The 25,862-nt window shown below is 38.7% G+C and carries 23 protein-coding genes and 2 riboswitches; of the genes, 20 read left to right on the plus strand and 3 right to left on the minus strand.

Annotated elements, in window-relative coordinates; all coding sequences use genetic code 11:
* Positions 1-3: 3 nt before the first annotated feature.
* Entirely contained in the window at positions 4-1,014 is a 1,011-nt protein-coding gene (locus IGI46_RS12235; protein WP_207703325.1) for a zinc-binding alcohol dehydrogenase family protein, read from the minus strand.
* Between the two features lie 151 nt (positions 1,015-1,165).
* Here IGI46_RS12235 and clpB point away from each other — a divergent pair, with 151 nt between their 5' ends.
* The 6 genes from clpB (at position 1,166) to purB (ending at position 9,156) form a co-directional block, all read left to right on the plus strand.
* Positions 1,166-3,769, plus strand: coding sequence for an ATP-dependent chaperone ClpB (gene clpB / locus IGI46_RS12240; RefSeq protein ID WP_429973518.1), 2,604 nt, complete (start codon positions 1,166-1,168; stop codon positions 3,767-3,769).
* A gap of 103 nt (positions 3,770-3,872) precedes the next feature.
* Positions 3,873-3,970, plus strand: a riboswitch (purine riboswitch).
* A gap of 72 nt (positions 3,971-4,042) precedes the next feature.
* Positions 4,043-4,624 (plus strand): xanthine phosphoribosyltransferase, encoded by a 582-nt coding sequence (locus tag IGI46_RS12245; protein ID WP_429973519.1) that lies wholly within the window; start codon positions 4,043-4,045, stop codon positions 4,622-4,624.
* Entirely contained in the window at positions 4,621-5,940 is a 1,320-nt protein-coding gene (locus tag IGI46_RS12250; protein ID WP_429964960.1) for a nucleobase:cation symporter-2 family protein, read from the plus strand. Before IGI46_RS12245 ends, IGI46_RS12250 begins: the two co-directional genes overlap by 4 nt.
* A gap of 305 nt (positions 5,941-6,245) precedes the next feature.
* Positions 6,246-6,734, plus strand: coding sequence for a 5-(carboxyamino)imidazole ribonucleotide mutase (gene purE, locus IGI46_RS12255; RefSeq protein WP_429973520.1), 489 nt, complete (start codon positions 6,246-6,248; stop codon positions 6,732-6,734).
* Entirely contained in the window at positions 6,727-7,848 is a 1,122-nt protein-coding gene (purK, locus tag IGI46_RS12260; RefSeq protein WP_429973521.1) for a 5-(carboxyamino)imidazole ribonucleotide synthase, read from the plus strand. The genes purE and purK overlap by 8 nt, the downstream gene beginning before the upstream one ends.
* A 12-nt stretch (positions 7,849-7,860) precedes the next feature.
* Positions 7,861-9,156: an adenylosuccinate lyase gene (purB, locus tag IGI46_RS12265; protein WP_429963388.1), complete on the plus strand. Its 1,296-nt coding sequence runs from the start codon at positions 7,861-7,863 to the stop codon at positions 9,154-9,156.
* A 47-nt stretch (positions 9,157-9,203) separates the two neighbouring features.
* Here the strand turns inward: purB and IGI46_RS12270 are convergent, their stop codons facing one another.
* Entirely contained in the window at positions 9,204-9,575 is a 372-nt protein-coding gene (locus tag IGI46_RS12270; RefSeq protein ID WP_207703332.1) for a hypothetical protein, read from the minus strand.
* 254 nt (positions 9,576-9,829) lie between these two features.
* Here IGI46_RS12270 and purC point away from each other — a divergent pair, with 254 nt between their 5' ends.
* The 12 genes from purC (at position 9,830) to guaC (ending at position 22,380) form a co-directional block, all read left to right on the plus strand.
* Positions 9,830-10,549 (plus strand): phosphoribosylaminoimidazolesuccinocarboxamide synthase, encoded by a 720-nt coding sequence (gene purC, locus IGI46_RS12275; RefSeq protein WP_429963390.1) that lies wholly within the window; start codon positions 9,830-9,832, stop codon positions 10,547-10,549.
* A gap of 2 nt (positions 10,550-10,551) precedes the next feature.
* Positions 10,552-10,806: a phosphoribosylformylglycinamidine synthase subunit PurS gene (gene purS / locus IGI46_RS12280; RefSeq protein ID WP_207703334.1), complete on the plus strand. Its 255-nt coding sequence runs from the start codon at positions 10,552-10,554 to the stop codon at positions 10,804-10,806.
* Between the two features lies 1 nt (position 10,807).
* A complete protein-coding gene (gene purQ / locus IGI46_RS12285) occupies positions 10,808-11,488 on the plus strand; it encodes a phosphoribosylformylglycinamidine synthase subunit PurQ (RefSeq protein ID WP_207703335.1) in 681 nt (226 codons plus the stop codon).
* Positions 11,488-13,707, plus strand: a complete 2,220-nt coding sequence (gene purL, locus IGI46_RS12290; RefSeq protein WP_429973522.1) for a phosphoribosylformylglycinamidine synthase subunit PurL — start codon at positions 11,488-11,490, stop codon at positions 13,705-13,707. Before purQ ends, purL begins: the two co-directional genes overlap by 1 nt.
* Positions 13,692-15,131, plus strand: coding sequence for an amidophosphoribosyltransferase (gene purF, locus IGI46_RS12295; protein WP_429973523.1), 1,440 nt, complete (start codon positions 13,692-13,694; stop codon positions 15,129-15,131). The genes purL and purF overlap by 16 nt, the downstream gene beginning before the upstream one ends.
* 46 nt (positions 15,132-15,177) lie before the next feature.
* On the plus strand, positions 15,178-16,224 hold the full coding sequence (purM, locus tag IGI46_RS12300) for a phosphoribosylformylglycinamidine cyclo-ligase (RefSeq protein ID WP_429973524.1): 1,047 nt from the start codon (positions 15,178-15,180) through the stop codon (positions 16,222-16,224).
* The gene (gene purN, locus IGI46_RS12305) at positions 16,221-16,793 is read left to right on the plus strand and encodes a phosphoribosylglycinamide formyltransferase (protein WP_429973525.1); all 573 of its coding nucleotides are present in this window, start codon (positions 16,221-16,223) and stop codon (positions 16,791-16,793) included. Before purM ends, purN begins: the two co-directional genes overlap by 4 nt.
* Positions 16,790-18,325 carry a bifunctional phosphoribosylaminoimidazolecarboxamide formyltransferase/IMP cyclohydrolase gene (gene purH / locus IGI46_RS12310; protein ID WP_429963395.1) on the plus strand — a complete coding sequence of 512 codons (1,536 nt, stop codon included), beginning with the start codon at positions 16,790-16,792 and terminating at the stop codon, positions 18,323-18,325. The genes purN and purH overlap by 4 nt, the downstream gene beginning before the upstream one ends.
* Positions 18,326-18,339: 14 nt before the next feature.
* Positions 18,340-19,590, plus strand: a complete 1,251-nt coding sequence (gene purD / locus IGI46_RS12315; protein WP_429973526.1) for a phosphoribosylamine--glycine ligase — start codon at positions 18,340-18,342, stop codon at positions 19,588-19,590.
* 317 nt (positions 19,591-19,907) lie between these two features.
* Positions 19,908-20,822, plus strand: a complete 915-nt coding sequence (locus IGI46_RS12320; RefSeq protein ID WP_429963397.1) for an aldo/keto reductase — start codon at positions 19,908-19,910, stop codon at positions 20,820-20,822.
* Positions 20,823-20,839: 17 nt separating this feature from the next.
* Positions 20,840-21,277: a DUF3788 family protein gene (locus tag IGI46_RS12325; RefSeq protein ID WP_429963398.1), complete on the plus strand. Its 438-nt coding sequence runs from the start codon at positions 20,840-20,842 to the stop codon at positions 21,275-21,277.
* Positions 21,278-21,402: 125 nt separating this feature from the next.
* Positions 21,403-22,380 carry a GMP reductase gene (guaC, locus tag IGI46_RS12330; RefSeq protein ID WP_429963399.1) on the plus strand — a complete coding sequence of 326 codons (978 nt, stop codon included), beginning with the start codon at positions 21,403-21,405 and terminating at the stop codon, positions 22,378-22,380.
* Between the two features lie 72 nt (positions 22,381-22,452).
* Here the strand turns inward: guaC and IGI46_RS12335 are convergent, their stop codons facing one another.
* Complete coding sequence (locus tag IGI46_RS12335) at positions 22,453-23,067, minus strand: HAD family hydrolase (protein ID WP_429963400.1); 615 nt, start codon at positions 23,065-23,067, stop codon at positions 22,453-22,455.
* Between the two features lie 220 nt (positions 23,068-23,287).
* Between IGI46_RS12335 and IGI46_RS12340 the strand changes: the two genes are divergently transcribed.
* On the plus strand, positions 23,288-24,727 hold the full coding sequence (locus tag IGI46_RS12340) for a PLP-dependent aminotransferase family protein (protein WP_429963401.1): 1,440 nt from the start codon (positions 23,288-23,290) through the stop codon (positions 24,725-24,727).
* Complete coding sequence (locus IGI46_RS12345; protein ID WP_429963402.1) at positions 24,711-25,439, plus strand: nitroreductase family protein; 729 nt, start codon at positions 24,711-24,713, stop codon at positions 25,437-25,439. Before IGI46_RS12340 ends, IGI46_RS12345 begins: the two co-directional genes overlap by 17 nt.
* Before the next feature lie 144 nt (positions 25,440-25,583).
* Positions 25,584-25,754, plus strand: a riboswitch (M-box (ykoK) riboswitch).
* Positions 25,755-25,862 lie beyond the last annotated feature (108 nt).

A 25,862-nucleotide genomic window follows, 5' to 3' on the forward strand; every position in this document is an offset into this window, starting at 1 on the left:
GTATTAATAGCGGATAACCAATTTACCAATCATTTTATCCGCTTCTACTATTTGATGAGCATGATAAAATGTTTCAGGGGAAAGTCCATCTAAGGTTTCGGTCAGGGTCGATTGAATTTTTTCGGTAGACAATAGATGAGTTAAGAGTGTTAAGGCTTCTCCCTGTGACTTAATATGATAGTCATAATCAGTTTTTGCAAACATGTACTCCCATACAAAGCTGCCTGATTTTGCTTTTAGCTTAGCCAGATTATGATCCTTAGCAGTTGCTACAGTTGAACCAAGATAACCAAAAGGACTTAATAAGTCAGCCATTTCATCATAATAATGGTCAGAAGAATGTAAGACAGCAATATAAGGAAGGGCATCGTAACCTAACTTCTTGACTTGCTTAGTCAAGTCTTTATGATGATTCAGGATTTGATCGGCCCCTAACTTCTCGCACCAATCTGCTGTTTCTGGCCTTGAAGCAGTTGCTAGAACTGTGAGACCTGCCCACTTAGCTAATTGAATCATGATCGAACCTACTCCGCCTGCACCATTTATGATTAATAATGTTGCATCATTTCCGTTTTCTTTTGAAACCAAATCCATTTTCTCGAAAAGTAGTTCATAAGCTGTTAAAAATGTTAAGGGCAAGGCTGCTGCTTTTTCAGCAGGAATGTTTTCCGGTAGTTTTGCAACGATGCGTGAATCCACAATTTGTTTTTCACTGTAGCTGCCGTAGCGGTTGGTTGTTCCCGCAAAAATTACGCGGTCGCCAGCAACAAGGTGAGGAACCTGATCGCCCACTTGTGTAACAATTCCAACACTGTCAAAACCTAAAATGTGAGGAGCTTTAGTTCCTTTTCCTGTTTGACGTAATTTAGTGTCAACAGGATTTATTGATATCGCGATGTTTTGAACCATCACGTCATATTTCATTAGTTTAGGCAGCATAATTTCGAAAGTTTCAAAAAAATTACCTTCTGATAATTCAAACCCTTTCTCAAATCCAATGGCTCTAGAAATCATCTACTCATCTCCTTTGATAAAATTGTAGCATTTTACTTAAAAGTCTACGAAAGTTATGCTTTTCAAATAGAAAATTTTTGACCAATTCTGACCAAAAGAGTATAATTTTATTCGTGAGGGAAACCTCAAAAGGTTTAGAGGAGGTAATTGAATGAATATTGAAAAAATGACTACTACCTTACAAGAGGCGATTGCTGAGGCTCAACAAATTGCTATGACGCGTCAACATCAAGAAATTGATATTGCCCATCTATGGAAAATATTATTACAGCCTAATCATTTCGGCCGCAATTTTTACACAGATGCTGGTATAGATGTGGAAGCATTTGAAATAGAAATTGATCGTGCGCTAGATGACTATCCTACAGTCGCCGGTGAAAATATTGTTTACGGACAAAATCTTAGCCAAAATTTGTTTTCCTTGTTAAGGGAAGCAGATAAATTAAGAGAACACTATCAAGATGAATATTTGTCTACTGAGATTGTAATACTTGCATTAATGAGCTTGAAAAATTATCGCTTGACGAAATACCTTAATCAAGTTGGGTTAAACAAAAAAGAAGTACAAAAAAATATTGAAGATATTAGAGGGGGAGATCGTGTGACTTCTCAAAATCAAGAAGAAACCTATAAAGCCTTAGAAAAATATGGAGTTGACTTAGTTCAACAAGTAAAAAATGGTAAACAAGATCCAATTATTGGTCGGGATGAAGAAATCCGAGATGTCATCCGAATTCTATCTCGTAAGACCAAAAATAATCCGGTCTTAATTGGTGAACCTGGAGTTGGTAAAACAGCTATCGTGGAAGGATTGGCCCAACGGATTGTTCGCAAAGATGTACCGGAAAATCTAAAAAACAAAACTATTTTTTCGCTAGATATGGGATCACTTATCGCTGGAGCAAAATTCAGGGGAGAATTTGAGGAACGATTAAAATCTGTCTTAAAGGAAGTTAAAAAATCCGACGGACAAATTCTACTCTTTATTGATGAAATCCATAATATTGTAGGTGCTGGTAAAACTGAGGGAAGTATGGATGCTGGAAACCTGCTAAAACCCATGCTAGCTCGTGGAGAATTGCATTTAATTGGTGCAACAACCTTAGATGAATATCGACAATATATGGAAAAAGATAAAGCGTTAGAACGTCGTTTCCAAAAAGTTTTGGTAAAAGAACCGACAGTCCAAGATACAATTAGTATTTTGCGAGGACTAAAGGAGCGTTTCGAAATCCATCATAGTGTTAATATTCATGATAATGCATTAGTGGCTGCTGCCACTTTATCTGATCGATACATTACGGATCGCTTTTTACCTGATAAAGCAATAGACCTAGTGGATGAAGCTAGTGCAAGCATTCGTGTAGAAATGAATTCTATGCCGACAGAGCTGGATCAAGTTACTCGACGCTTAATGCAGTTGGAGATTGAGGAAGCTGCATTGAAAAAGGAAACCGACGATGCTAGTAAGAAACGTTTAGGTAATCTGCAGGAAGAATTAGCAGACTTGCGAGAAGAAGCGAATGCCATGCGTTTGCAATGGGAAACAGAAAAGGAAGAAGTTAATGCGGTCTCTAATAAACGAGCCGAAATTGATCAGGCGAAACATGAATTAGAAGATGCAGAGAATAATTATGATTTAGAAAGAGCCGCAGTGTTACGTCATGGGACAATCCCTCAGTTGGAGAAAGAATTAGAAGACCTTGAATCTAAGAATGAAAGCAATGATATTCGGATGGTTCAAGAATCGGTGACTGAAAATGAAATTGCCCAAGTGGTTGCTCGTTTAACGGGTATTCCGGTAACTAAGCTAGTAGAGGGTGACCGAGCGAAACTGTTGAATCTAAACGATACATTGCATCAACGTGTAATCGGACAAGATGAAGCAGTTGATGCAGTAAGTGATGCAGTACTTCGATCTCGAGCTGGGCTGCAAGATCCAAATCGCCCATTAGGCTCTTTCCTGTTCTTAGGACCAACGGGTGTCGGAAAAACGGAATTAGCAAAGGCATTAGCTGAAAATCTGTTCGATTCACAGGACCATATGGTTCGAATAGACATGAGTGAATACATGGAAAAACATGCTGTTTCACGATTGGTTGGAGCCCCTCCAGGATATATAGGTTATGAAGAGGGCGGTCAGCTGACAGAAGCGGTTCGCCGCAATCCATATACCATCATTTTATTGGATGAAATTGAGAAGGCCCATCCGGATGTTTTCAATATTTTGTTGCAGGTGTTAGATGATGGGCGTCTGACCGACTCTAAAGGTCGTGTCGTAGACTTCAAAAATACTGTGTTAATTATGACTAGTAATATCGGCTCACAGGTACTGTTAGACGGTGTAACTGCTGATGGAGAAATACCTGAATCAGTTCAGGAACAGGTTATGAACATGCTGAGAGGGCACTTTAAGCCTGAATTCTTGAATCGAATTGATGATACAATATTGTTTACACCATTAAGTTTGGAAAACGTGAAAGGGATCGTAGAAAAATTAGTTGCTCAGCTTTCACTTCGGTTAGAGGATCAGGAAATTCAATTGATTATTACTGATCAGGCAAAATCTTGGATTGCTGAAAATGCGTATGAACCTCAGTACGGGGCACGACCTCTGAAACGTTTCATTACTCGTGAAGCAGAGACACCGCTGGCAAAAGAAATTATTGCGGGGCGAATATTGCCAAAAACACGGGTAACACTCGAATTATTAAATGATCAATTAGTATTTCTAAAAGAACCGATCGAAGAATAATTCCTACACTTAATTAACGGAGCAGGTGAGAATGATGAATTTGTGATGAAATTTTTCATGAATCATCATTTTTACTTGCTTTTTCTTTTCAAAATGTGGATAATGCTACTATATTTTTAAAGCTTATATATCGTCATGATAGGGATGACAGTTTCTACCTTGTGCCGTAAACGCAAGACTATAAGCAAAAATTGTACGTTTGGCGTACCTTTTTTGCTTTATGCAGAATTGGTGCGTCTTTTGTTTAAACTTACCATAGAGAGGAAGAGGATTATGAAAGAATTGACAGAACGCATCAAAAAAAATGGACGTGTATTAGGCGACGGGGTACTTAAGGTCGATGAATTTGTGACTCACCAAGTCGATCCAATATTGATGGAAGCAACTGGTAAACGTTTTGCTGAAGTCTTTGCAGATCAAAAAATTACAAAGGTAGTTACTATCGAAGCTTCCGGAATCGCTCCAGCAGTCTATGCTGCTCAAGCGTTAGGAGTGCCAATGATTTTTGCTCGCAAGTCAAAGAGCCTAACCATGGATGAAGAATTATTAACTTCTTCTGTCTATTCTTTTACTAAACAGCTTACTAGCACTATTTCAATTTCTCGAAAATTCTTGTCTAGTGAAGACCGTGTACTTTTGATAGACGATTTCTTAGCAAATGGCCAAGCTGCCAAAGGCTTGATCGAATTATGTCGCCAAGCGGGTGCTGAGGTAGCTGGCATTGGTATCTTAATTGAAAAATCTTTTCAAGATGGACGTCAATTATTAGAAGACATGGGTATTCCAGTTGTTTCACTTGCTAGAATTGCTTCACTTCATGACGGTAAAGTAGCATTTTTAGAGGAGGATGCATAATTTTGTCAAATCAAAATGGAAATGGAAAGGCCGCTGTCCTAGGGCTGCAACATTTATTAGCGATGTATGCTGGAGCGGTAGCTGTTCCTTTATTAATCGGAACAGGTTTAGGATTTAACGAATCACAAATGACGTATCTAATTTCCATTGATATTTTTATGTGTGGAATAGCCACATTACTTCAGCTAACAGTAAACAAGTTTTTTGGGATTGGGCTACCTGTTGTTTTAGGCTGTGCAATTCAAGCTGTAGCACCATTAATTTTAATCGGTCAGACAAAGGGTATCGGTGCTATTTATGGCTCGATCATTGCTGCTGGAGTATTTATTGTCTTGATTGCAGGGTTCTTTTCAAAGGTTGAAAAGCTGTTTCCATCAGTAGTTACCGGTACGGTAATTACAACGATCGGATTGACTCTAATTCCAGTTGCGATCACAAAAATGGGTGGTGGTGATGCTTCTGCTTCGAATTTTGGTGATCCGACAACCTTGTTGTTGGCTTTCGTAACTATCGCACTTATATTAGTCATTCAAATTTTTGGTAAAGGTTTTATTCGTTCCATTGCAGTGTTAGTCGGTTTAGTTGGTGGAACACTTTTAGCGATGGTTTTAAATCGAGTAGACTTTTCGGCAATTGGTCATGCTCCGTTATTTCATGTGCCGCAGCCTTTTTACTTTGGGACGCCGACTTTTGATATTTCTTCAATTCTACTGATGATTATTATCTCAATTGTTAGTATGGTGGAGTCAACGGGTGTATATTTTGCGCTTGGTGATATCACAGGAAAGAAAATACAAGAAGATGATTTGAAACGAGGATATCGTGCAGAGGGATTGGCAGTTGTTTTAGGTGGAATATTTAATACTTTCCCTTATACTGGTTTTTCGCAAAATGTAGGTCTGGTTCAACTATCCGGTATTAAGACCCGTAAACCAATTTATTTCTCAGCTTTTTTTCTGATTATCTTAGGCTTATTTCCAAAAATTGGGGCGCTAGCACAAATTATTCCTGAGCCTGTATTAGGTGGCGGCATGCTGGTAATGTTTGGCATGGTGGCTGTTCAAGGTATGAAGATGCTTTCAACAATTGATTTTCATAACGAAAAAAATTTGTTGATTGTTGCAATTTCAATTGGTTTTGGTCTAGGCTTCAATGCAATGCCGACCTTGTTCAATCAGCTGCCAGCAACTGTTCAAATGTTTACTGGTAACGGAATTGTTATGAGCAGTTTATCAGCAATTGTTTTAAATCTAGTCTTTCACGGTTATTCTGGTAAAACAAAAGCTTCGATTAAAGCAACTAATTCACATACGTAAATAGCAAGGTAATCCAAACTGCTAATTGTTTCGATCCCTAAGAGTTAGATTAAAAATTTAACTTTTTATGGTCATTACAAATTGCTCTTTGGATTGCCTTTTTGTTTAGAAAAATATTATTTAGAATGCTCATTAAGGAAATGGTAACTATCTCAGTAATCTATGTGGAAAATCAGAAATTTTGACCAATATATCTAATTAAATACGAACAATAGCTGAGATTCTATGTCTATTATTCGAATATTGTTTTGACTTCATTTTAATTGCTTGTTAAAATGTGAATGACATAATGAAAGGAGCAATTTATGAAGCCAGAAGTAGCGATTATTATGGGAAGTACTTCCGATTGGGAAACAATGAAACATGCTTGTGACAGCTTAGACGAACTAGAAATTTCTTATGAGAAACAGGTAGTTTCCGCCCATCGTACACCAGATTTAATGTTTGAATTTGCTGAAAAAGCGCGAAGCAGAGGGATCAAAGTTATCATTGCTGGAGCAGGCGGTGCAGCACATTTGCCAGGCATGGTAGCGGCTAAAACTACTCTACCTGTTATCGGTGTACCCGTTCAATCGAAGGCTCTTAATGGATTGGATTCCCTTTTGTCAATTGTTCAAATGCCTGGTGGAGTTCCTGTGGCAACAACAGCTATTGGAAAAGCCGGGGCAACAAACGCTGGACTACTTGCGGCTCAGATGCTTTCAATGTATGATGAAAACATAGCTGTTCGTTTAGATGCTAAACGTCATAAAATGAAAGATTCTGTATTGGAAAGTAGTGAACAACTTGGTTAAACCTTTACAACCTGGCGCAACAATTGGAATTGTGGGCGGGGGGCAATTAGGTCGGATGATGGCGATTAGTGCGAAAGAAATGGGGTTTCGCATTGGCATTATCGATCCAACTGAAGACTGTCCAGCCTCTCAAGTTTCAGATTGGCATATCATCGCCCCTTACGATGACCAGGCGGCGCTAGAAGAAATGGCTCGCCGTACGCAAGTCATTACCTATGAATTTGAGAATGTGGATGTTGATGCATTGAATCAAATTGTCGACCGAGCTAACATTCCTCAGGGAACGGATTTACTGGCTATTACTCAAGATCGTTTAATGGAGAAAGCTTTTTTAGAGGGGAATAATATTGTGATTGCTCCCTATGCCACAATTATCAGCCCGACGGATATACAGGATGCCATCGAAGGTATCGGGTATCCTTGTGTATTGAAAACGACACGCGGCGGATACGATGGACATGGTCAATACGTGTTGAAAGGAACTTCTGATTTAGCCCCTTCCATGAATTTGTTGCGCTCTGGAACTTGTGTGCTAGAAGCATGGATTCCTTTTGAAAAGGAGCTTTCTGTTTTAGTAGCTGGAAATGGCTACGGAGAATATGTGACTTTTCCTGTTGTAGAAAATAATCATCGGAACAATATTTTGCATGAGACTATAGCTCCAGCTCAAATTATTCCCGCCGTTGCTGAGGAAGCCAAACGGATTGCGGAAGTAATTGCAGAGGGTGTTGAGTTAGTAGGAACTTTGTGTGTTGAATTGTTTTTGACCAAAGCCGGTGCATTGTATGTTAATGAAATGGCACCTCGTCCTCATAATTCCGGTCATTATACGATTGAGGCTTGTTCCATGAGCCAATTTGATGCGCATGTTCGAGGTATTTGTGGATGGCCACTCGCTCAACCAAAATTATTGTCGGATGCGGTTATGGTGAATGTATTAGGGGAAAACTTACTTGGAACTTATGAAATTATCGATGAAAAGCCTGATTGGCATTTTCATTATTATGGTAAAGCAATGGCTAAAAAGGGTAGAAAAATGGGACATATTACCTTGCTGACAGAAGATATTGGCCAATCATTAAAAGAAATTAAAAATACTGAAATCTGGGATTAAAAGGAGAACAACATGATACCTCGTTATACTCGACCTGAAATGGGTGAAATTTGGAGTGATGAAAATCGTTACCGTGCTTGGCTCGAAGTAGAAATTTTAGCGGATGAAGCTTGGGCTGAATTAGGTGAGATTCCTAAAGAAGACGTTAAAAAAATTCGTGAAAATGCTGATTTTGATATTGATCGTATTTTAGAAATTGAACAATCAACTAAGCATGATGTTGTAGCATTTACGCGTGCAGTCTCTGAAACATTAGGTGAAGAACGCAAATGGGTTCATTATGGATTAACTAGTACAGATGTAGTTGACACAGCTTATGGTTACTTGTATAAACAAGCCAATGACATTTTACGCGAAGATTTAGCTGTATTTTTGGCGATCATTGGTGAAAAAGCCAAAGAACACAAATATACAGTAATGATGGGGCGTACCCACGGTGTGCACGCTGAACCAACAACTTTTGGTTTAAAATTAGCAACGTGGTATTCAGAAATAAAAAGAAATATTGAAAGATTTGATCGTGCAGCAAAAGGGGTAGAGGCCGGTAAAATTTCTGGAGCAGTTGGAACGTTTGCTAACATTCCACCATTTGTAGAAAAATATGTTTGCGAAAATTTGGGCATTCGCCCACAAGAAATTTCTACTCAAGTTTTACCTAGGGACTTGCACGCTGAATATTTTTCAGCTTTGGCGCTAATCGCAACTTCAGTTGAACGATTTGCTACAGAGATTCGTGGATTACAAAAATCTGAAACGCGTGAAGTAGAGGAATTTTTCGCAAAAGGTCAAAAAGGTTCTTCTGCAATGCCTCATAAACGTAATCCAATTGGTTCTGAAAATATGACGGGATTGGCTCGTGTGGTTCGTGGACATATGGTAACTGCATATGAGGATGTTGCGCTTTGGCATGAACGGGATATTTCTCATTCTTCAGCTGAGCGGATTATCGTTCCTGACACAACTATTTTAGTGGATTATATGTTGCACCGTTTTGGCAATATCGTCAAAAATTTGACGGTCTTCCCGGAAAATATGAAACGCAATATGGATGCTACATTTGGACTAATTTACAGCCAACGTGTAATGTTAAAACTAATCGACAATGGCATGACTCGCGAGGAGGCTTATGATTTAGTTCAACCCAAAACAGCTTATGCTTGGGATAATCAAACAGCCTTCCGTCCATTACTAGAAGCCGATGAAAAGATTACTAACGTCTTACCTGAAAACGAATTGGACGATGCATTTGATTATAACTATCATTTGAAAAATGTTGACGAAGTATTCAAACGTATTGGTATAAACTAATTTTTGATAAAAAAACCCGCATATAATCAGAATATGCGGTTTTTTTACTATGCATAAGATTCTATTTCCATAAAATATGTCTGCTTTAAATGATCTAGCAACGAAGAAATCAATGAATAATCGTAGGAATGATTCTTATAGTTGATTTCAATACGATAAGAGTTCTTTAAGAAGGAATGATCCTTCAGCTGTGTAATAATTAATTCATCCTGCTGATCATTTTTGAAGTGTAATGATTGCATACATTCGGAGCGTTTAGGCTTTAACAATTTTCTTAAATTGCGACAAGAATAGAAGCTGACATTACAGTTGCTAGTGTGGGTTTCATCAAGTCCTAATAGTGAATTAAGCAATAGTTGTTTATCATATTCAGATAGTGTAGCAATAAATTCTTGAGCTGCTGACTGCGAATCTAACATAATAATTCCCCCGATATTATTCTCTCATGTAAAATATATCACCCTTAGAATAAATTGTAAACGTTATCTATGGTCGATACCTTTTTTTGAAATCCTATATTTAGTAAAACACGAACGATAGCAAGAAAAAATAATTATAATATACGATAATATGTTGACCCATTTTTTTTGGCTTGTTAAACTATAGATGATAAAGAAACGAACGATTCATGTTAGATGTGATCGGATTGTTCATAATAAAGGAGCGTATATCTGTGAAAAAAGAAGCATTGCTTTATGAAGGCAAAGCAAAACAATTGTTTAATACCGATGATTCAGATGTTGTATGGGTAGAGTATTTGAATCAAGCAACAGCTTTAAATGGTGCAAAGAAAGATCAAATTTCTGGTAAAGGCGAACTTAACAATCAGATTACAAGTTTAATTTTTTCTTATCTGCACCAAGCAGGCATTGAGAATCATTTTATTGAACAGATTTCAAAGACAGAACAATTAATTCGTTCAGTTTCAATTATCCCTCTGGAAGTCGTAGTTCGAAATGTTGCTGCTGGCAGTTTTTCTAAACGACTGGCAATTACTGAAGGGACTCCTCTAAAATTTCCGATCGTTGAGTTTTACTTTAAAAACGATGACTTAGACGATCCAATGATCACCGAAGATCACATCAAAGTATTAGAAATTGCCTCTGAACAAGAAATTGCAGCCTTACGTAAAAAAGCGTTGCAAGTGAATGAGGTCCTAAAAAAATTATTCACCGAAATCAATATTCAATTAATTGACTTTAAATTGGAATTTGGCAGGACTGCTAATGGTGATATTCTGCTAGCTGATGAAGTTTCACCAGATACCTGCCGTCTATGGGATTTAACTACAAATGCCCATTTAGATAAAGATATTTATCGCCGTGATTTGGGGGATATCATTCCCGTTTATCAAGAAGTTTTCAACCGATTAAACCAACGAAAAGGAGCTTAACTATGTATTTTGTAAAAGTTTATGTCACGTATAAAGAATCTGTTTTGGATCCTCAGGGAGAAGCTGTGAAAGGAGCAGTTCATCGTTTGGGGTATGAAGAAATTGAAGAAATTCGGATTGGTAAATATTTCGAAATGAAAGTAGCCAAAAGTGATCGTTCTATCGAAGAAATGATTGAAGAGGTTTGTGACAAGTTGTTGGCAAATATCAACATGGAAACGTACCGTTTTGAAATCCTTGAGATGGAGGAAGTCTAGCATGAAGTTTGCTGTCGTTGTTTTTCCGGGTTCTAACTGCGATATGGATATGTACTGGGCGATGAAAGAGATCATGGGTGCGGATTGCGAATACGTTCGTTATGATGCTTCTAGTTTAGAAGGCTTCGACGGAGTGCTGCTACCCGGCGGATTTTCTTACGGCGATTATTTGCGCTGTGGGGCAATTGCTCGTTTTGCTACTATTATGAATGAAGTAGTTCGTTTTGCTCAAGAAGGCAAACCGGTCTTTGGTACCTGTAATGGGTTCCAAATATTAACTGAAGCAGGATTGCTGCCAGGAGCTTTGCGTCGTAACGATACATTAAAATTTATCAGTAAAATTACTCCGTTAGCCGTTGTGAATAATCAAACGAAATTTACCAGTGAGTATGAGCAAGATGAGACGATACAGATTCCTGTGGCCCATGGTGAAGGCAATTACTATTGTGACGAAGAAACTTTGGCGGAGCTAAAGGCTAACAATCAAATAGTTTTCGCTTATGAAGGAGAAAATATTAATGGTAGTGTAGAGAACATTGCTGGAATAATTAACAAACAAGGCAATGTTCTAGGTATGATGCCTCATCCAGAACGAGCTATGGAAAAAATACTAGGCTCAGAAGACGGCAAAAAGTTCTTTGCCTCAATTTTAAGAAACTTCGGAAAGGTGAACGCTAACTAATGATAAATGTAGAACCGACACCACAACAAATTAAAGATCAGCGCATTTATGCCGAGTGGGGATTAACAGATGAAGAATACCGCCTAATTTCTGAGGATATCTTGGATCGTATGCCAAATTATACGGAAACAGGCCTATTTTCTGTTATGTGGAGTGAACATTGCTCGTACAAAAATTCTAAACCGGTTTTGCGGAAGTTCCCAACTGAAGGAAAACAAGTATTACAAGGCCCTGGTGAAGGTGCTGGGATAGTTGATATTGGCGATGGGCAAGCAGTTGTATTTAAAGCTGAAAGCCATAATCATCCATCGGCAGTTGAACCTTATGAAGGAGCTGCTACTGGTGTAGGAGGAATTATTCGGGATATTTTCAGTATGGGAGCTCGTCCAATTGCCTGTTTAGATTCATTACGCTTTGGTGAATTAGATAATGCTCGTACGAAATATTTATTAGAGGAAGTAGTAGCAGGTATTAGCGGCTACGGTAACTGTATTGGAATTCCTACTGTTGGTGGCGAAGTAGCCTTTGATCCATGCTATGAAGGTAACCCACTGGTAAATGCTATGTGTGTTGGATTGATTGATCATAAAGATATCCAAAAGGGCCAAGCTAAAGGTGTAGGTAATTCGATTATGTATGTCGGGGCAAAAACTGGTCGTGATGGTATTCATGGTGCAACTTTCGCTTCAGAAGAATTTGTTGAGGGCGAAGAGCAGCAGCGTTCAGCAGTTCAGGTTGGGGATCCATTTATGGAAAAGCTGCTTTTAGAAGCTTGTTTAGAACTAATTTTAGAACACGCTGATATTTTAGTAGGCATTCAAGACATGGGGGCAGCGGGTTTAGTATCTTCAAGTGCTGAAATGGCCTCAAAAGCTGGATCAGGCTTAAAATTATACCTCGATGATGTTCCACAGCGGGAAACTAATATGACACCGTATGAAATGATGCTATCAGAATCTCAAGAACGCATGCTGATTTGTGTTGAACAGGGCCATGAAGCTGAAGTAGTTGAGTTGTTCAAAAAGTATGAATTAGATGCTGTAACAATAGGTGAAGTAACTGATGATGGAATGTATCGCTTGTACCATCATGGAGCTGAAGTAGCGAACTTACCAGTAGATGCTCTAGCCGAAGATGCACCTGTTTACGAAAATGAACGGACTGAACCAGCTCGTATTCAGGAATTTGCAGCGATGGCTGATTTTGTTCCAAAAGTAGAAAATGCCACTGATACATTATTAGAATTATTAAAACAACCAACTGTTGCTTCGAAGCGATCAATTTATGAAACCTATGATTCACAAGTACGTACTAACACAGTCGTTCGTCCAGGCAGCGATGCAGCAGTATTGCGTGTTCGCGGAACGAATAAAGCATTAGCGATGACTACTGACTGTAATGCTCGCTACTTATATTTGAATCCAGAAATTGGTGGGCAAATTGCGGTTGCTGAAGCAGCTCGCAACATTGTGGCGTCTGGTGGACAGCCGCTAGCCATAACAGATTGTTTGAATTATGGGTCTCCAGAAAAGCCAGAAGTATTCTGGGAATTGTGGACTTCTGCAGATGGGATTTCAGAAGCATGCCGTACATTGAACACACCAGTTATCTCGGGGAATGTTTCCTTATACAATGAAACTAATGGAAAAGCAATCTATCCGACACCAATGATTGGTATGGTCGGCTTAATTGAAGACCTGAATCATATCACCACCCAAGAATTCAAACAAGCGGGAGACTTGGTGTATGTAATTGGAAAAACTAGTGATGATTTTAACGGGTCTGAGATTCAAAAAATGCAGCTTGGGCGTATCGAAGGAAAATTGATGAACTTTGATCTAGCTACTGAGAAAGAAAACCAAGAGATGATGCTGAAAGCTATCAAAGCGGGATATGTTTCAAGCTGTCATGATTGTGCAGAAGGTGGCTTAGCAGTAGCGATTGCTGAAGCAGCTTTTTCTAATGAATTGGGTGTGGACGTGAAATTGACACTATCTAAAGAAAAATTATTTGCCGAAACTCAATCACGTTTTGTTGTTTCTATTCCTAGAGTACAACAAGCAGCTTTTGAAGAACTAATGGGAACAAAGGATCAGTTGATTGGTGAAGTGACTAACAGTGGTGAATTGATAATTCAAGCAGAGAACGCTCGTATTCAAGTTGCAACTAAGACGGCCGTACAATTATGGGAGGAAGCTATTCCATGTCTTATGAAGTAAGAAGCTTAAATGAAGAATGTGGCGTATTCGGCATCTGGGGTCACCCAGATGCTTCTCGCGTCACTTATTTTGGTTTGCATAGTTTGCAGCATCGGGGACAAGAAGGTGCTGGAATTGTAGCCAATAATAACGGGAAATTGATCGGATATCGTGGTTTAGGATTATTGTCTGAGGTATTTAAAGATGACCAGCAGTTAGAAAAATTAGCAGGTCAAGCTGCAATAGGTCACGTCCGTTATGCGACAGCTGGTAACGGCAGTGTGGACAACATTCAACCATTTCTGTTTAAATTTTACGATGGCGATTTGGCTTTAGCTCATAATGGTAATTTGACTAACGCTAAAAGCTTGCGTAAAGAGTTGGAGAAGGATGGTGCAATTTTTCATTCGAATTCTGATACTGAAATTTTGATGCACCTGATCCGTCGCAGTCAAAAAGAAACTTTCTTGGATCGACTAAAAGAATCCCTGAATGTCGTAAAGGGCGGCTTTGCTTATCTAATTGCGACAGAAGATTCGATGGTAGCAGCTTTAGATGCCAATGGATTTCGACCTTTATCAATTGGTCGCATGGTCAACGGAGCCTATGTAGTAGCTTCAGAAACCTGCGCCTTAGAGGTTGTTGGTGCTGAGTTCATTCAGGATGTGAATCCTGGAGAAATCATCATTATCAATGATGAAGGGTTAACTGTTGATCACTTTACCGAAGATACTCAGCATGCAATTTGTTCAATGGAATATATTTATTTTGCTCGTCCAGATTCAAATATTGCTGGTGTGAACGTTCATAGTGCTCGGAAAAAAATGGGTAAAACATTGGCAAAAGAATCACCTGTAGACGCTGATATGGTTGTCGGCGTTCCAAATTCTTCGCTTTCCGCTGCCAGCGGTTATGCTGAAGCCTCCGGTATCCCTTACGAAATGGGATTAGTAAAAAATCAATATGTCGCGCGTACCTTTATTCAGCCAACCCAAGAATTGCGGGAGCAAGGGGTTCGTATGAAGCTCTCAGCCGTGAGTGGTGTGGTAGAGGGCAAAAAAGTAATTATGGTTGATGATTCAATTGTTCGGGGAACCACAAGCCGTCGAATTGTTAATCTTTTAAAAGAAGCTGGAGCTAAAGAGGTACATGTTCGTATTGCTTCGCCGCCTTTACGTTATCCTTGTTTTTATGGAATTGATATTCAGACACGCAAAGAATTAATAGCTGCTAATCATACGGTAGATGAAATTCGTGAATGTATAGAAGCCGATTCGCTTTCATTTTTGAGCGAGGATGGTTTGATCCAGTCGATTGGATTAAATTTCGACGCACCGTATTCTGGTTTGTGTATGGCTTATTTTAACGGGGATTTTCCAACGCCGTTATACGATTATGAAGAACAATACCAAGCATCACTAAAAGAAAAAATATCTTTTTTCTAAATTAGAATTAAGCAGCAAACGAATGAGAAAAAAAGGGGCGAATATAGTGGGAAACGCGTATGCAAAAGCCGGCGTTGATGTAGAAGCTGGTTATGAAGTAGTAGAGCGAATCAAAAAGCACGTAAAAAGAACTGAACGCAAGGGTGTCATGGGAGCGATTGGTGGATTTGGCGGTTGTTTCGATTTAAGTCAATTCGATTTGAAAGAACCTGTTTTAGTCTCTGGCACAGACGGAGTTGGAACTAAATTGATGGTAGCCATTCAATCAGATCAGCATGATCAAATCGGTATTGATTGTGTTGCTATGTGTGTAAACGACATCGTTGCTCAAGGTGCTGAGCCACTCTATTTTTTAGACTATATTGCAACTGGTAAAAACATTCCGGCTCGTTTGGAACAAGTAGTAGCTGGCGTGGCAGAAGGTTGTGTTCAAGCTGGTGCCGCTTTAATCGGGGGAGAAACAGCAGAAATGCCTGACATGTACAGTGAAGATGATTATGATTTGGCTGGATTTACTGTAGGAATTGCTGAAAAAAGTCAAATGATCACTGGTGAAAAAATTCAAGCAGGGGATGTCTTAATTGGTTTATCTTCTTCAGGAATTCATTCAAATGGTTATTCTTTAGTACGTAAAATTTTCTTTGAACAGCATAAATTAGCAATCGATGCTAAAATTCCTGAACTGGCAAATAAAAAATTAGCTGACGAACTACTAACACCAACCAAAATCTATGTTTCCGCTGTTTTACCATTAGTAAAACAAGAATTAGTGAATGGCATTGCTCATGTAACTGGCGGTGGTTTTGTTGAAAATATTCCACGGATGCTACCGGATAATTTAGCTTGTGAAATTAATTTGGGAACTTGGCCAGTTTTACCAATTTTTAAAGTAATGGAAAAATACGGTGAAATTCCAGCCATGGAAATGTATGAAATTTTCAACATGGGTATTGGGATGGTGCTAGCTGTTTCTCCTGAAAAAGTTTCGCAAGTAGAAGCGACCTTGAAGAGTGAAAAAGAAGAATTTTATACGATTGGACAAATAGTGAATCGTAAGGACACGCCAATCAGCTTTAAAGGAGCTCAGCTATGAGATTAGCTGTTTTAGCTTCAGGTAATGGCTCAAATTTCGAGGCGATCATACAAGCGGTTGAGGTGGGTGAAATTCCAGCTGAAATAGTTCTATTGTTTGCTGATCATCATGATGCGTATGTATTAAAACGTGCCAAGGATCATAATATTCCATATGTTTCGTTTGAGCTGAAAGAGTTTGAGGACAAGCAAACGTATGAAGCAGCATTATTAGAGCTTTTAGCTGATCATGAAATTGAGCTTATTGTTTTAGCAGGATATATGCGGATTATTGGTAAAAGTCTGCTGCAGGCTTACGCAAATAGAATTATAAACCTTCATCCAGCATTGTTACCAAATTTTCCAGGTTTACACGGCATCCGAGATGCTTATGACGCGAAAGTCAGTGAGACTGGCGTGACAGTTCATTACATTGACAGCGGTGTAGATACTGGGCCGATTATTGCTCAAGAAGCGGTTAAGATCGAATCGTCGGATACATTAGAACAATTGGAAGAAAAAATTCATCAAGTAGAACATCAGCTCTATCCACGAGTAATTGCTGAAATTGTAAAGGAGATTCAAAGATGAGACGAGCACTAATTAGTGTATCAGATAAAACAGGAATTGTAGAATTTACCAAAGGTTTAGTTGAACAAGGAATCGAGGTTATTTCAACTGGTGGAACTAAGAAAGTGTTGGATGAGGCAGGAATTGCAACATTAGCAATTGATGAAGTGACAGGCTTTCCAGAAATGATGGACGGACGGGTAAAAACATTACATCCCAAAATTCATGGTGGACTACTGGGCCGTCGAGATGTAGTGGAGCACATGAGTGCTATGAAGAAACATGATATCCAACCGATTGATTTTATTTGTGTAAATTTATACCCTTTCAAAGAAACTATCAGCAGATCTAATGTTACTGAAGAGGAAGCGATTGAAAATATCGACATCGGAGGACCAAGCATGCTGCGTTCAGCTGCTAAAAACTTCAATGCAGTAACAGTGGTCGTTGATCCGAAAGATTATGAAGTTGTTTTGAGCGAATTAAAGGAAGAACAGAAAACTACCTTAGAAACACGAAAACGTTTGGCTGCTAAGGTTTTCCGACACACAGCAGCATACGATGCCTTAATTGCGGAGTATCTGACTAAAGCAGTGGAGGAAACTAAACCAGAAAAATTGATCTTGACGTACGATTTGAAGCAAACCTTGCGTTACGGTGAGAATAGCCACCAAAACGCTGCGTTTTATCAATCTGCCTTGCCTGTATCGTTTTCGATTGCCAGCGCCAAACAGCTGCATGGTAAAGAACTATCTTATAATAATATCAAAGATGCAGATGCTGCTTTACGAATTATCCGTGAATTCGAGGAACCAACGGTGGTAGCTTTAAAGCATATGAATCCTTGTGGAATTGGCAGCGGTAGAACAATTGCTGAAGCCTATCAATTTGCTTATGAAGCAGATCCAAAATCAATTTTTGGTGGAATCTTGATTGCTAATCGTCCGATTGATTTAAAAACTGCGGAAGAAATGCACAAACTGTTCTTAGAAATTATTGTGGCACCTGCTTTTGATCAAGAGGCTTTTGATTTATTAGCTTCAAAGAAAAATCTGCGATTGATGCAATTAGACTTTGATCAAATTAAGGAAAATTACTCTCCAGAGACTGTTTCTGTTTTAGGTGGGTTGCTGGTTCAAGACCAAGATTTAGTAACTGAAACTCCTGATACTTGGGAGATAGCGACTGATCGCAAACCAACTGAAGAAGAATTGAAGGCCTTGAGCTTTGCTTGGAAAGCAGTTAAACATGTGAAGTCCAATGCGATTGTTGTAGCAAATGAACACCAAACAGTTGGTATTGGTGCAGGCCAAATGAATCGAGTTGGTTCAGTTGAGATTGCATTAGAACAGGCCAAAGAAAAAATGGATGGCGCTGTTTTAGCCAGCGATGCGTACTTCCCAATGGATGATAGTGTAGAGTATGCAGCACAGCATGGTATCAAAGCAATAGTTCAACCGGGTGGAAGCATTCGTGACAAGGACTCTATTGCTATGGCAAATAAATATGGTGTTGCTATGGTTTTCACTGGCGGACGTCACTTCAGACATTAATGGGGAGGAAATAAATGAGAGTATTAATTATCGGCAGTGGTGGACGTGAACATGCTATTGCAAAGAAAATTCTTTCCAGTCCTAAAGTAAGCGATGTGTTTTGTGCAATGGGAAACCCTGGGATGGAAAAAGACGGCATTCAAACGGTTGCGATTCAAGAAGACAACCATCCAGAATTAATTAAGTTCGCTAAAGACCAGCAAATTTCTTGGACCTTTGTTGGTCCAGAGGTTCCTTTGCTGAATGGAATTGTAGATGATTTTCAGGCGGCCAACTTAAAAATCTTCGGACCAAATAAAAAGGCAGCAATGATTGAAGGATCAAAGGAATTTGCCAAAGAGATTATGGTGAATAACCAGATCCCAACTGCGGATTACCAAGCCTTTACTGATTACGAAGAAGCCGTTTCTTATGTAAAAGAAAAAGGTGCGCCGATTGTCATTAAAGCAGATGGATTAGCAGCGGGTAAGGGCGTTACAGTTGCTATGACATTGGATGAAGCTTTGGCTGCCTTGAAGGAAATGATGACAGATTTAAAATTTGGAGCAAGTGGTTCAAAAGTGGTTGTGGAAGAATTTCTTGAAGGAGAAGAATTTTCATTGCTTGCCTTTGTTCGCAATGAAGAGGTTTATCCAATGGTAATCTCTCAGGATCATAAGCGTGCATATGATCAGGATAAAGGACCAAACACTGGAGGCATGGGAGCCTATTCTCCCGTTCCACAAATTTCTGAAGCTACTGTACAACAGGCGATTGAAAAAGTACTTTATCCTGCAGCCATCGGCATGATGAAAAATGGTACACCCTTTACGGGTATTTTATATGCCGGTTTAATTGCAACTGGAGCTGGTCCTAAAGTAATTGAATTCAATGCTCGCTTTGGCGATCCGGAAACCCAGGTAGTTCTCCCGCGAATGGAGAGTGATTTAACAATAGTACTTGATGATCTGATAAATGGCAAAAAACCTCAGTTGAATTGGAAGGAAAATGCCGCTGTGGGAGTAGTAATCGCTGCTGAAGGTTATCCGGGATCCTACAAAAAAGACATACCAATACCGAACTTTGCTGAAGATGTTACCGTTTATTATGCTGGAGTAGCTGGAGAAAAAGACCAATTGAAATCTTCAGGAGGACGGGTATTTTTAATTGAAGCTGAAGCAGCAACTATCCAAGAAGCACAGATTAAGGTCTATCAAGCATTAAAATCAGTAGATACCACTAATTTTTTCTATCGTAATGATATAGGAGATAAAAGTAAACAGTAATCAAAATTAATTCGTCAGCTGTCCGTATTCATTGGGCAGCTGCTTTTTTGTGCAAGATTCTATAATTGAAAATTTAAGTGAGAATTTTTAATTCTTTACAACTAGCTATCTAAAAGTACTTTACAAATACTCATCAAATTAGTTCTCGATGGGTTTTTAGTGGGAATACTTCAAATGGTTTTATCAACTAAATGAAAGCGCTATTTAGCATTTCTTTGCAAATCAGAAAGAACATTGCATTTAAAATGACAGAATCTGTTTAAAATGGTAAACTGATTATGATAAAACGATTAGAGAATCGGAAAAGGAGATATTTCATGAAGAAGATTAAATTTGGTTCGACTGATTTAGAAGTTTCAGCCGTTATTTTAGGCTGTATGCGAATGAATAAAGCAAAAGACCCTGTTCGAGTGATCGAGACAGCGGTTGAGCATAGCATTAATTTTTTTGATCATGCAGACATATATAGTAACGGTGAATGCGAAGAGGTTTTCCGTGATGCGTTGAAAAAAACGAACATTAAACGAGAAGATTTGATTATCCAAAGTAAATGCGGGATTGTTCCGGGTGTTATGTTCGATTTTTCAAAAGAACATATTATTAAAGCCGTAGAGGGGAGTCTGCAACGTCTAGGTACAGACTATTTGGATGCTTTGCTGCTCCACCGTCCAGACGCATTGGTGGAGCCCGAAGAAGTGGCAGAAGCCTTTTCTAAGCTAGAAAAAGAAGGAAAAGTTCGTCATTTTGGTGTAAGCAACCAGAATCCAAGTCAAATTGATTTACTAAAAACTGCTGTAAAGCAACCGTTAGTAGCTAATCAATTACAATTTGGAATTATGCATACCGGAATGATTGATCAAGGAATTCACGTGAATATGACGGATGAACGCAGTTTATATCATGATGGTGGATTAATTGACTACTCACGTATTAATGATATGACCATCCAAGCATGGTCGCCTTATCAATACGGATTCTTTGAGGGTGTCTTCATTGATAATCCTAAATTTCCTGAACTAAATGAAAAATTAAAAGAACTGGCAACACGTTATGGTACTACATCGACAGGGTTAGCAAGTGCTTGGATTTTACGTCATCCAGCCAAAATGCAAGTCATTGCTGGAACAATGAACGAACAGCGAATTAAGGAAATTGCTGAGGCAGCGGATGTAGTCTTAACGAGAGAAGATTGGTATAGTATCTATCTCGCTGCAGGAAATGACTTACCTTAATGAAAGAGGCGAGTGATATGGAAAACAAATGGCAAACATCCCAAATGGAAGCAGCCAAGCCGGATTTAGATCAGTTTATGGACTTTTTACCGAATGCCCATTACTTGAAAATTTTACTTGCACAATTAAATCGACATTATGATCCAGAAATCAAAATTATGTTTCAGAAAAGATTTGGTTGGTATATTGAAGTGGCTCAATATGACGGCGTTTTATGCCGAATCATTATTCATAATGATTACTTTTCTGTAGTAACACCTTTTCCAGAATTTAGTCGGAGTTACCTCGATCCGATGTTGCAGGTAATGTCTAATGAATTTAAAGAACAGTATGCCCACGTGACGAAAGCTACTAAGCAATTTGAAATGGACGTTACTACTGAGGCTGAGATGGAAGATGTCATCTATCTAGTTAGCCTCCAGGCAAAAAAATTAAGAGAAACCCAAAAAGTTTAGTGGAATGTTCGGTTTTCACGAACATTATTTAAAAAAAGCTTGCTTTTTATTTTGAATTGTTGTAAATTACATAGGGCTGAAAAACCCTATGTTTTTTTACGTCATTCAATTTATGGAGGAAATTCATGAAAGTATTTGATTATGAGGATATTCAATTAATTCCCAATAAGTGTATTGTAAACAGTCGATCAGAATGCGACACTAGCGTAACTTTAGGTGAACACACTTTTAAAATGCCGGTGGTTCCAGCCAACATGCAGACAATTATTGACGAAAAAATTGCCGAATTTTTAGCAAAAAATGGTTATTTCTATATCATGCATCGTTTTTATGAAGAGGAAAGAATTCCTTTTATCAAAAAGATGGAGAAACAAGGCTTAATTACATCTATCAGTGTAGGTGTTAAGGAAAGTGAGTACAACTTCGTAAAAGAATTGGCTGATAAAAAACTGATTCCGGATTATATTACAATTGACATAGCCCACGGACATTCAGAGTCAGTGATTAAGATGATTAAGTATATTAAAGAATTATTGCCAAAAACTTTCGTAATTGCGGGAAATGTAGGAACGCCAGAGGCAGTCAGAGAATTGGAGAATGCTGGTGCTGACGCGACTAAGGTCGGTATCGGACCTGGTAAAGTATGTATTACGAAGATTAAAACAGGTTTTGGAACAGGTGGCTGGCAATTAGCAGCATTGGCTTGGTGTGCAAAAGCTGCGCGTAAACCAATTATTGCAGATGGCGGAATTCGAACTCATGGTGATATTGCAAAATCTGTTCGTTTTGGAGCATCAATGGTGATGATTGGTTCATTATTTGCTGGTCATGAGGAATCACCAGGAGAAACAATGGTTCAAGATGGTGTGGTTTATAAAGAATACTTCGGTAGCGCTTCAGAATTTCAAAAGGGCGAAAAGAAAAATGTCGAGGGGAAAAAAATCTGGATAACCTATAAAGGAAATTTAGCAGATACCTTAATAGAAATGCAGCAAGATTTACAGTCTTCAATTTCTTATGCTGGTGGAAATGATCTTGAAGCTATTCGGACAGTGGATTATGTTGTTGTGAAAAATTCTATTTTTAATGGTGACACTATTTAAGAAAGATACATTTTAGTATTTCAATAAAAAAAGATCTCGTTACAGCTTTTAATCAGCTGCAGCGGGATCTTTTTAAATAGTTATTTCGATATCAAAGTCAATTAGATATTCTTTTAGAGCAAAGAGATTCTTGCGGAAAACAAAGCTTTCCATCCCGATTGCTCGGGCGCCCGCTACATTTACTGGCAGATCATCTAAGAAAATGCATTGAGAGGGAATCAGCTGAAAATGATGACAAAAAGTATAGTAAACTTGGGCTTCTGGCTTAATTATTTTCCAATCAGCAGTTACGAAGATACCATCCATGTACTTCAACGCAGGAATATTTTTTTCGTATTTATAGAAATCATCTGGAGCGTTTGAAAGAACATAAAGTTTATAGCCTTGATCTTTTAATTGTTTTACAATAGCTTCCATTTCAGGAATAGGCATGATTTCTTGGTACCAAGTAGCTAAAATGTTAGGGATAATTTCTTTTAATTCAGCAGGTGCTTTTTTGAGCGCTCGACGAGCAATTTCATCCTTTGTAATGGTTCCACGGTCAAAATCAATCCATTCCGCAGTTAAAAAAATATTTTCAAGTAAAAACTTTTGATGAAGAGAATTATTTGTAAATTTCGTGATAAACTTTGTTGGCTCATAATTAACCAGAACATTACCTAAATCAAAAACGATATTTTTAATCATGAATATTCCTCACCTTCATTGATCTTGTTTGCACATTACCTGTCTATTGTAACAAATTCGGAGAGAAAGTTGGCATTTGCTGAGAAGGTTTAAACAAAAAAGGAGTTTTGGATAGTTTTGTTAAGGGAGTAATACTTGTTTAGGTTAAAATCTATTTAGTATTGACACTCTTATAAAATTGGTTTAGTTTTAAGCCATCCAATAAAAATGAGGTCCTAGTATGTGGAAATTAGATAGCACTAAAAAGATACCTGTTTATCAGCAAATCATGGAACAAATCATTGAATACATTCAAAAGGGACAATTAAATCCAGGGGATCGTTTACCCTCTGAACGTAAACTGGCTGCTAGCTATCAAGTGAATCGTTCGACTGTGGTCCATGCTTTGGAGGAATTAGTTAGCTTGGGTTGGATTATTCGTCAACAAGGCAGCGGTACATTGGTTAACGAGGGGAGATGGGGACGTAGTGCGACACCTCGCATGAATTGGCGGCAATTATTAAGCAGAGAAACGCCACAAACAGAACCCTATCTGCTGGAGCTGCATGAAATTCAGAAAGATACTCAGACCTTAGATCTATACACAGGAGAACTGCCATTAGATTTAATCCCAGATTTTCGTTTACCTGCGTATACTTGGGAGGAGTTGCTGATTGAAGAAAAGAAACAGAGGGATTTAGGTTATCCGCCTTTACAGAGAATCATATGCGAACGGTTGTATAGAGAGCAGGGATTAGAAGCAGCAACTAATCAGGTATTGATTACTTCTGGTGCCCAACAAGCGTTATTTCTGTTGTTGCAGGTGATGCTTGAAGCCGGAGACAGTGTAGCGATTGAAGATCCTTCATTTTTGTACTCTTTACCAATTTTTGATACAGCTGGTGTTCGATTATACGGTGTGGCAATGGATGAAGAGGGAATGCAGATCGAGGCATTAGAGCAATTGATTCTAGCCAAAAGAGTTAAGTTAATTATCGTAAATCCGACATTTCAAAATCCCACTGGCAACACCATGACTTTGAAACGTCGCAAACAATTAATTGCTTTGAGCGAAAAATACCAGCTGCCAATTGTAGAGGACGATGTTTTTGGTGAACTAAACTTTTTACAGCTTCCCCCTTCACTGAAATCTTTGGCTCCTCACCAAGTGATTTATTTAGGGTCACTGTCAAAAATTTTCGGTTCCTCCATTAAGATCGGTTGGATTGTTGCCGATCAAAGTCTGATTCAGCGTTTATCTGAGGCTAAACAAATGATGGATTTCTCTATTAGCGTTTTCCCTCAAGTAGTCGCGTATACGGCACTGACCGATCAGTCCTTCGAAACTAATCGTCAAGAGCTGATTGACACTCTCAAACATAAGAGGGATTGTTTCTATAGCTGTGCCCAATCAGTTTCCAGCGATTGGCAATTTGAAGAGATCGACGGAGGACTTTACGTTTGGCTGAAGTGGCGTCACCAAAAGTTGACTCGCAAAGATTGGGGTCTTTTTTTACAAGAAAAGCTCTTGGTAGCTCCCTCATTTCTCTTTAGTAATGATACAATGGCTATGCGGGTGAATTATTCCCGGATGACAGAAGAGGAGTGTTACATCTTTTTTGTTAAACTGCAAAAGATATCAGAAATTATAGGAGGTCGTAAGTATGAAAGAGATAATTGAAGTATTAAATAATCATCGTACCTATCGGGATTTTGATGAGAACTATCAATTGCCAGATGAGGATTTACAACAAATATTGGATGCAAGCCGTCAAGCACCCAGCTGGATGAATGGTCAAATGTACAGCATCATTGTAGTCAAGAACCAAAAACTTCGCCAAAAATTTGTTGAGCTTAATCCAGGTAATCCTCATATGCTGAAAAGTTCGGTTTTCTTATTGTTTGTTGCAGATTTAAAACGCACACAGAAAGTAGCAGAGCATTATCAAGTGGACTACTCAATTGCTGAAGGAATCGATCCACTGATCACGGCTGTCACTGATACTGCACTAGCTTTGCAAAATGCTGTTGTTGCAACTGAAGCATTAGGACTAGGTAGCGTGGTAGTGGGCAGCATTCGTAAAGATATAAAAAAAATCAGTGAATTACTGAACCTTCCCGACTACGTACTGCCAGTGGCTGGGTTAAGTATTGGTAAGCCTACTATGGAAATGCGTATTAAGCCACGCTTACCGGAAAAAACAGTTGTTCATTATGATGGTTATCAAGAGTATGATTACGGAGAAATTGAAGCGTACGATCAAACCATGGAAGTTTTTGCTGAAGCCCGAGAAACTAAATTGTGGAGTAAAAAGTTTGCGGATTATTTTAGTAATAAGCCAAATGTTACCATCGATGAATTTGTGAAAGAACAACGTTTGTTAAAAGAATAAAAGCTTGAAGAATTGTTACTATCTCTTCTCTTTTTAAATAGGGAGACCCAGAGAACATACTGTTCAACTTCTTTTCAAATTCTCACATAAGTTGCTCTTTTTGTTGACACTCAGTGCTATCTTTACTATAGTAAAAGTGGAAATTGTATAAATTGTTAGGTGAGGCTCCTATATGGACACAAGCTGCTGCCGCGAAAGAATCGAGAGACTCTTAGTTGGTGGAACAGGAATCATCGTGAAGGTGATTCATAACGCAGCTGACAGATAAAACTGTCTACGCCCTATAGTGCTAAAGCTCGACGATGACCGTGATTATTTTTGCGCGCGCTCATTATCGAGCGCGCGCTTTTTGCTTTGCCAATAAAGAAAGGACGGTGATGAGTCATGGACTATCCAGATGAGAGTCGACCGAAAATAGTTAAA

Origin of the sequence: Enterococcus sp. AZ163, assembly GCF_050498925.1 — a bacterium.
Classification (GTDB): Bacteria; Bacillota; Bacilli; order Lactobacillales; family Enterococcaceae; genus Enterococcus_A; species Enterococcus_A ferrettii.

Coding starts and splice junctions, on each gene's coding strand:
- IGI46_RS12235 (WP_207703325.1), bottom strand. CDS start 1,014: ATGATTTCTAGAGCCATTGGATTTGAGAAAGGGTTTGAATTATCAGAA.
- clpB (WP_429973518.1), top strand. CDS start 1,166: ATGAATATTGAAAAAATGACTACTACCTTACAAGAGGCGATTGCTGAG.
- IGI46_RS12245 (WP_429973519.1), top strand. CDS start 4,043: ATGAAAGAATTGACAGAACGCATCAAAAAAAATGGACGTGTATTAGGC.
- purE (WP_429973520.1), top strand. CDS start 6,246: ATGAAGCCAGAAGTAGCGATTATTATGGGAAGTACTTCCGATTGGGAA.
- purB (WP_429963388.1), top strand. CDS start 7,861: ATGATACCTCGTTATACTCGACCTGAAATGGGTGAAATTTGGAGTGAT.
- IGI46_RS12270 (WP_207703332.1), bottom strand. CDS start 9,575: ATGTTAGATTCGCAGTCAGCAGCTCAAGAATTTATTGCTACACTATCT.
- purS (WP_207703334.1), top strand. CDS start 10,552: ATGTATTTTGTAAAAGTTTATGTCACGTATAAAGAATCTGTTTTGGAT.
- purQ (WP_207703335.1), top strand. CDS start 10,808: ATGAAGTTTGCTGTCGTTGTTTTTCCGGGTTCTAACTGCGATATGGAT.
- purL (WP_429973522.1), top strand. CDS start 11,488: ATGATAAATGTAGAACCGACACCACAACAAATTAAAGATCAGCGCATT.
- purF (WP_429973523.1), top strand. CDS start 13,692: ATGTCTTATGAAGTAAGAAGCTTAAATGAAGAATGTGGCGTATTCGGC.
- purN (WP_429973525.1), top strand. CDS start 16,221: ATGAGATTAGCTGTTTTAGCTTCAGGTAATGGCTCAAATTTCGAGGCG.
- purH (WP_429963395.1), top strand. CDS start 16,790: ATGAGACGAGCACTAATTAGTGTATCAGATAAAACAGGAATTGTAGAA.
- purD (WP_429973526.1), top strand. CDS start 18,340: ATGAGAGTATTAATTATCGGCAGTGGTGGACGTGAACATGCTATTGCA.
- IGI46_RS12320 (WP_429963397.1), top strand. CDS start 19,908: ATGAAGAAGATTAAATTTGGTTCGACTGATTTAGAAGTTTCAGCCGTT.
- IGI46_RS12325 (WP_429963398.1), top strand. CDS start 20,840: ATGGAAAACAAATGGCAAACATCCCAAATGGAAGCAGCCAAGCCGGAT.
- guaC (WP_429963399.1), top strand. CDS start 21,403: ATGAAAGTATTTGATTATGAGGATATTCAATTAATTCCCAATAAGTGT.
- IGI46_RS12335 (WP_429963400.1), bottom strand. CDS start 23,067: ATGATTAAAAATATCGTTTTTGATTTAGGTAATGTTCTGGTTAATTAT.
- IGI46_RS12340 (WP_429963401.1), top strand. CDS start 23,288: ATGTGGAAATTAGATAGCACTAAAAAGATACCTGTTTATCAGCAAATC.
- IGI46_RS12345 (WP_429963402.1), top strand. CDS start 24,711: ATGAAAGAGATAATTGAAGTATTAAATAATCATCGTACCTATCGGGAT.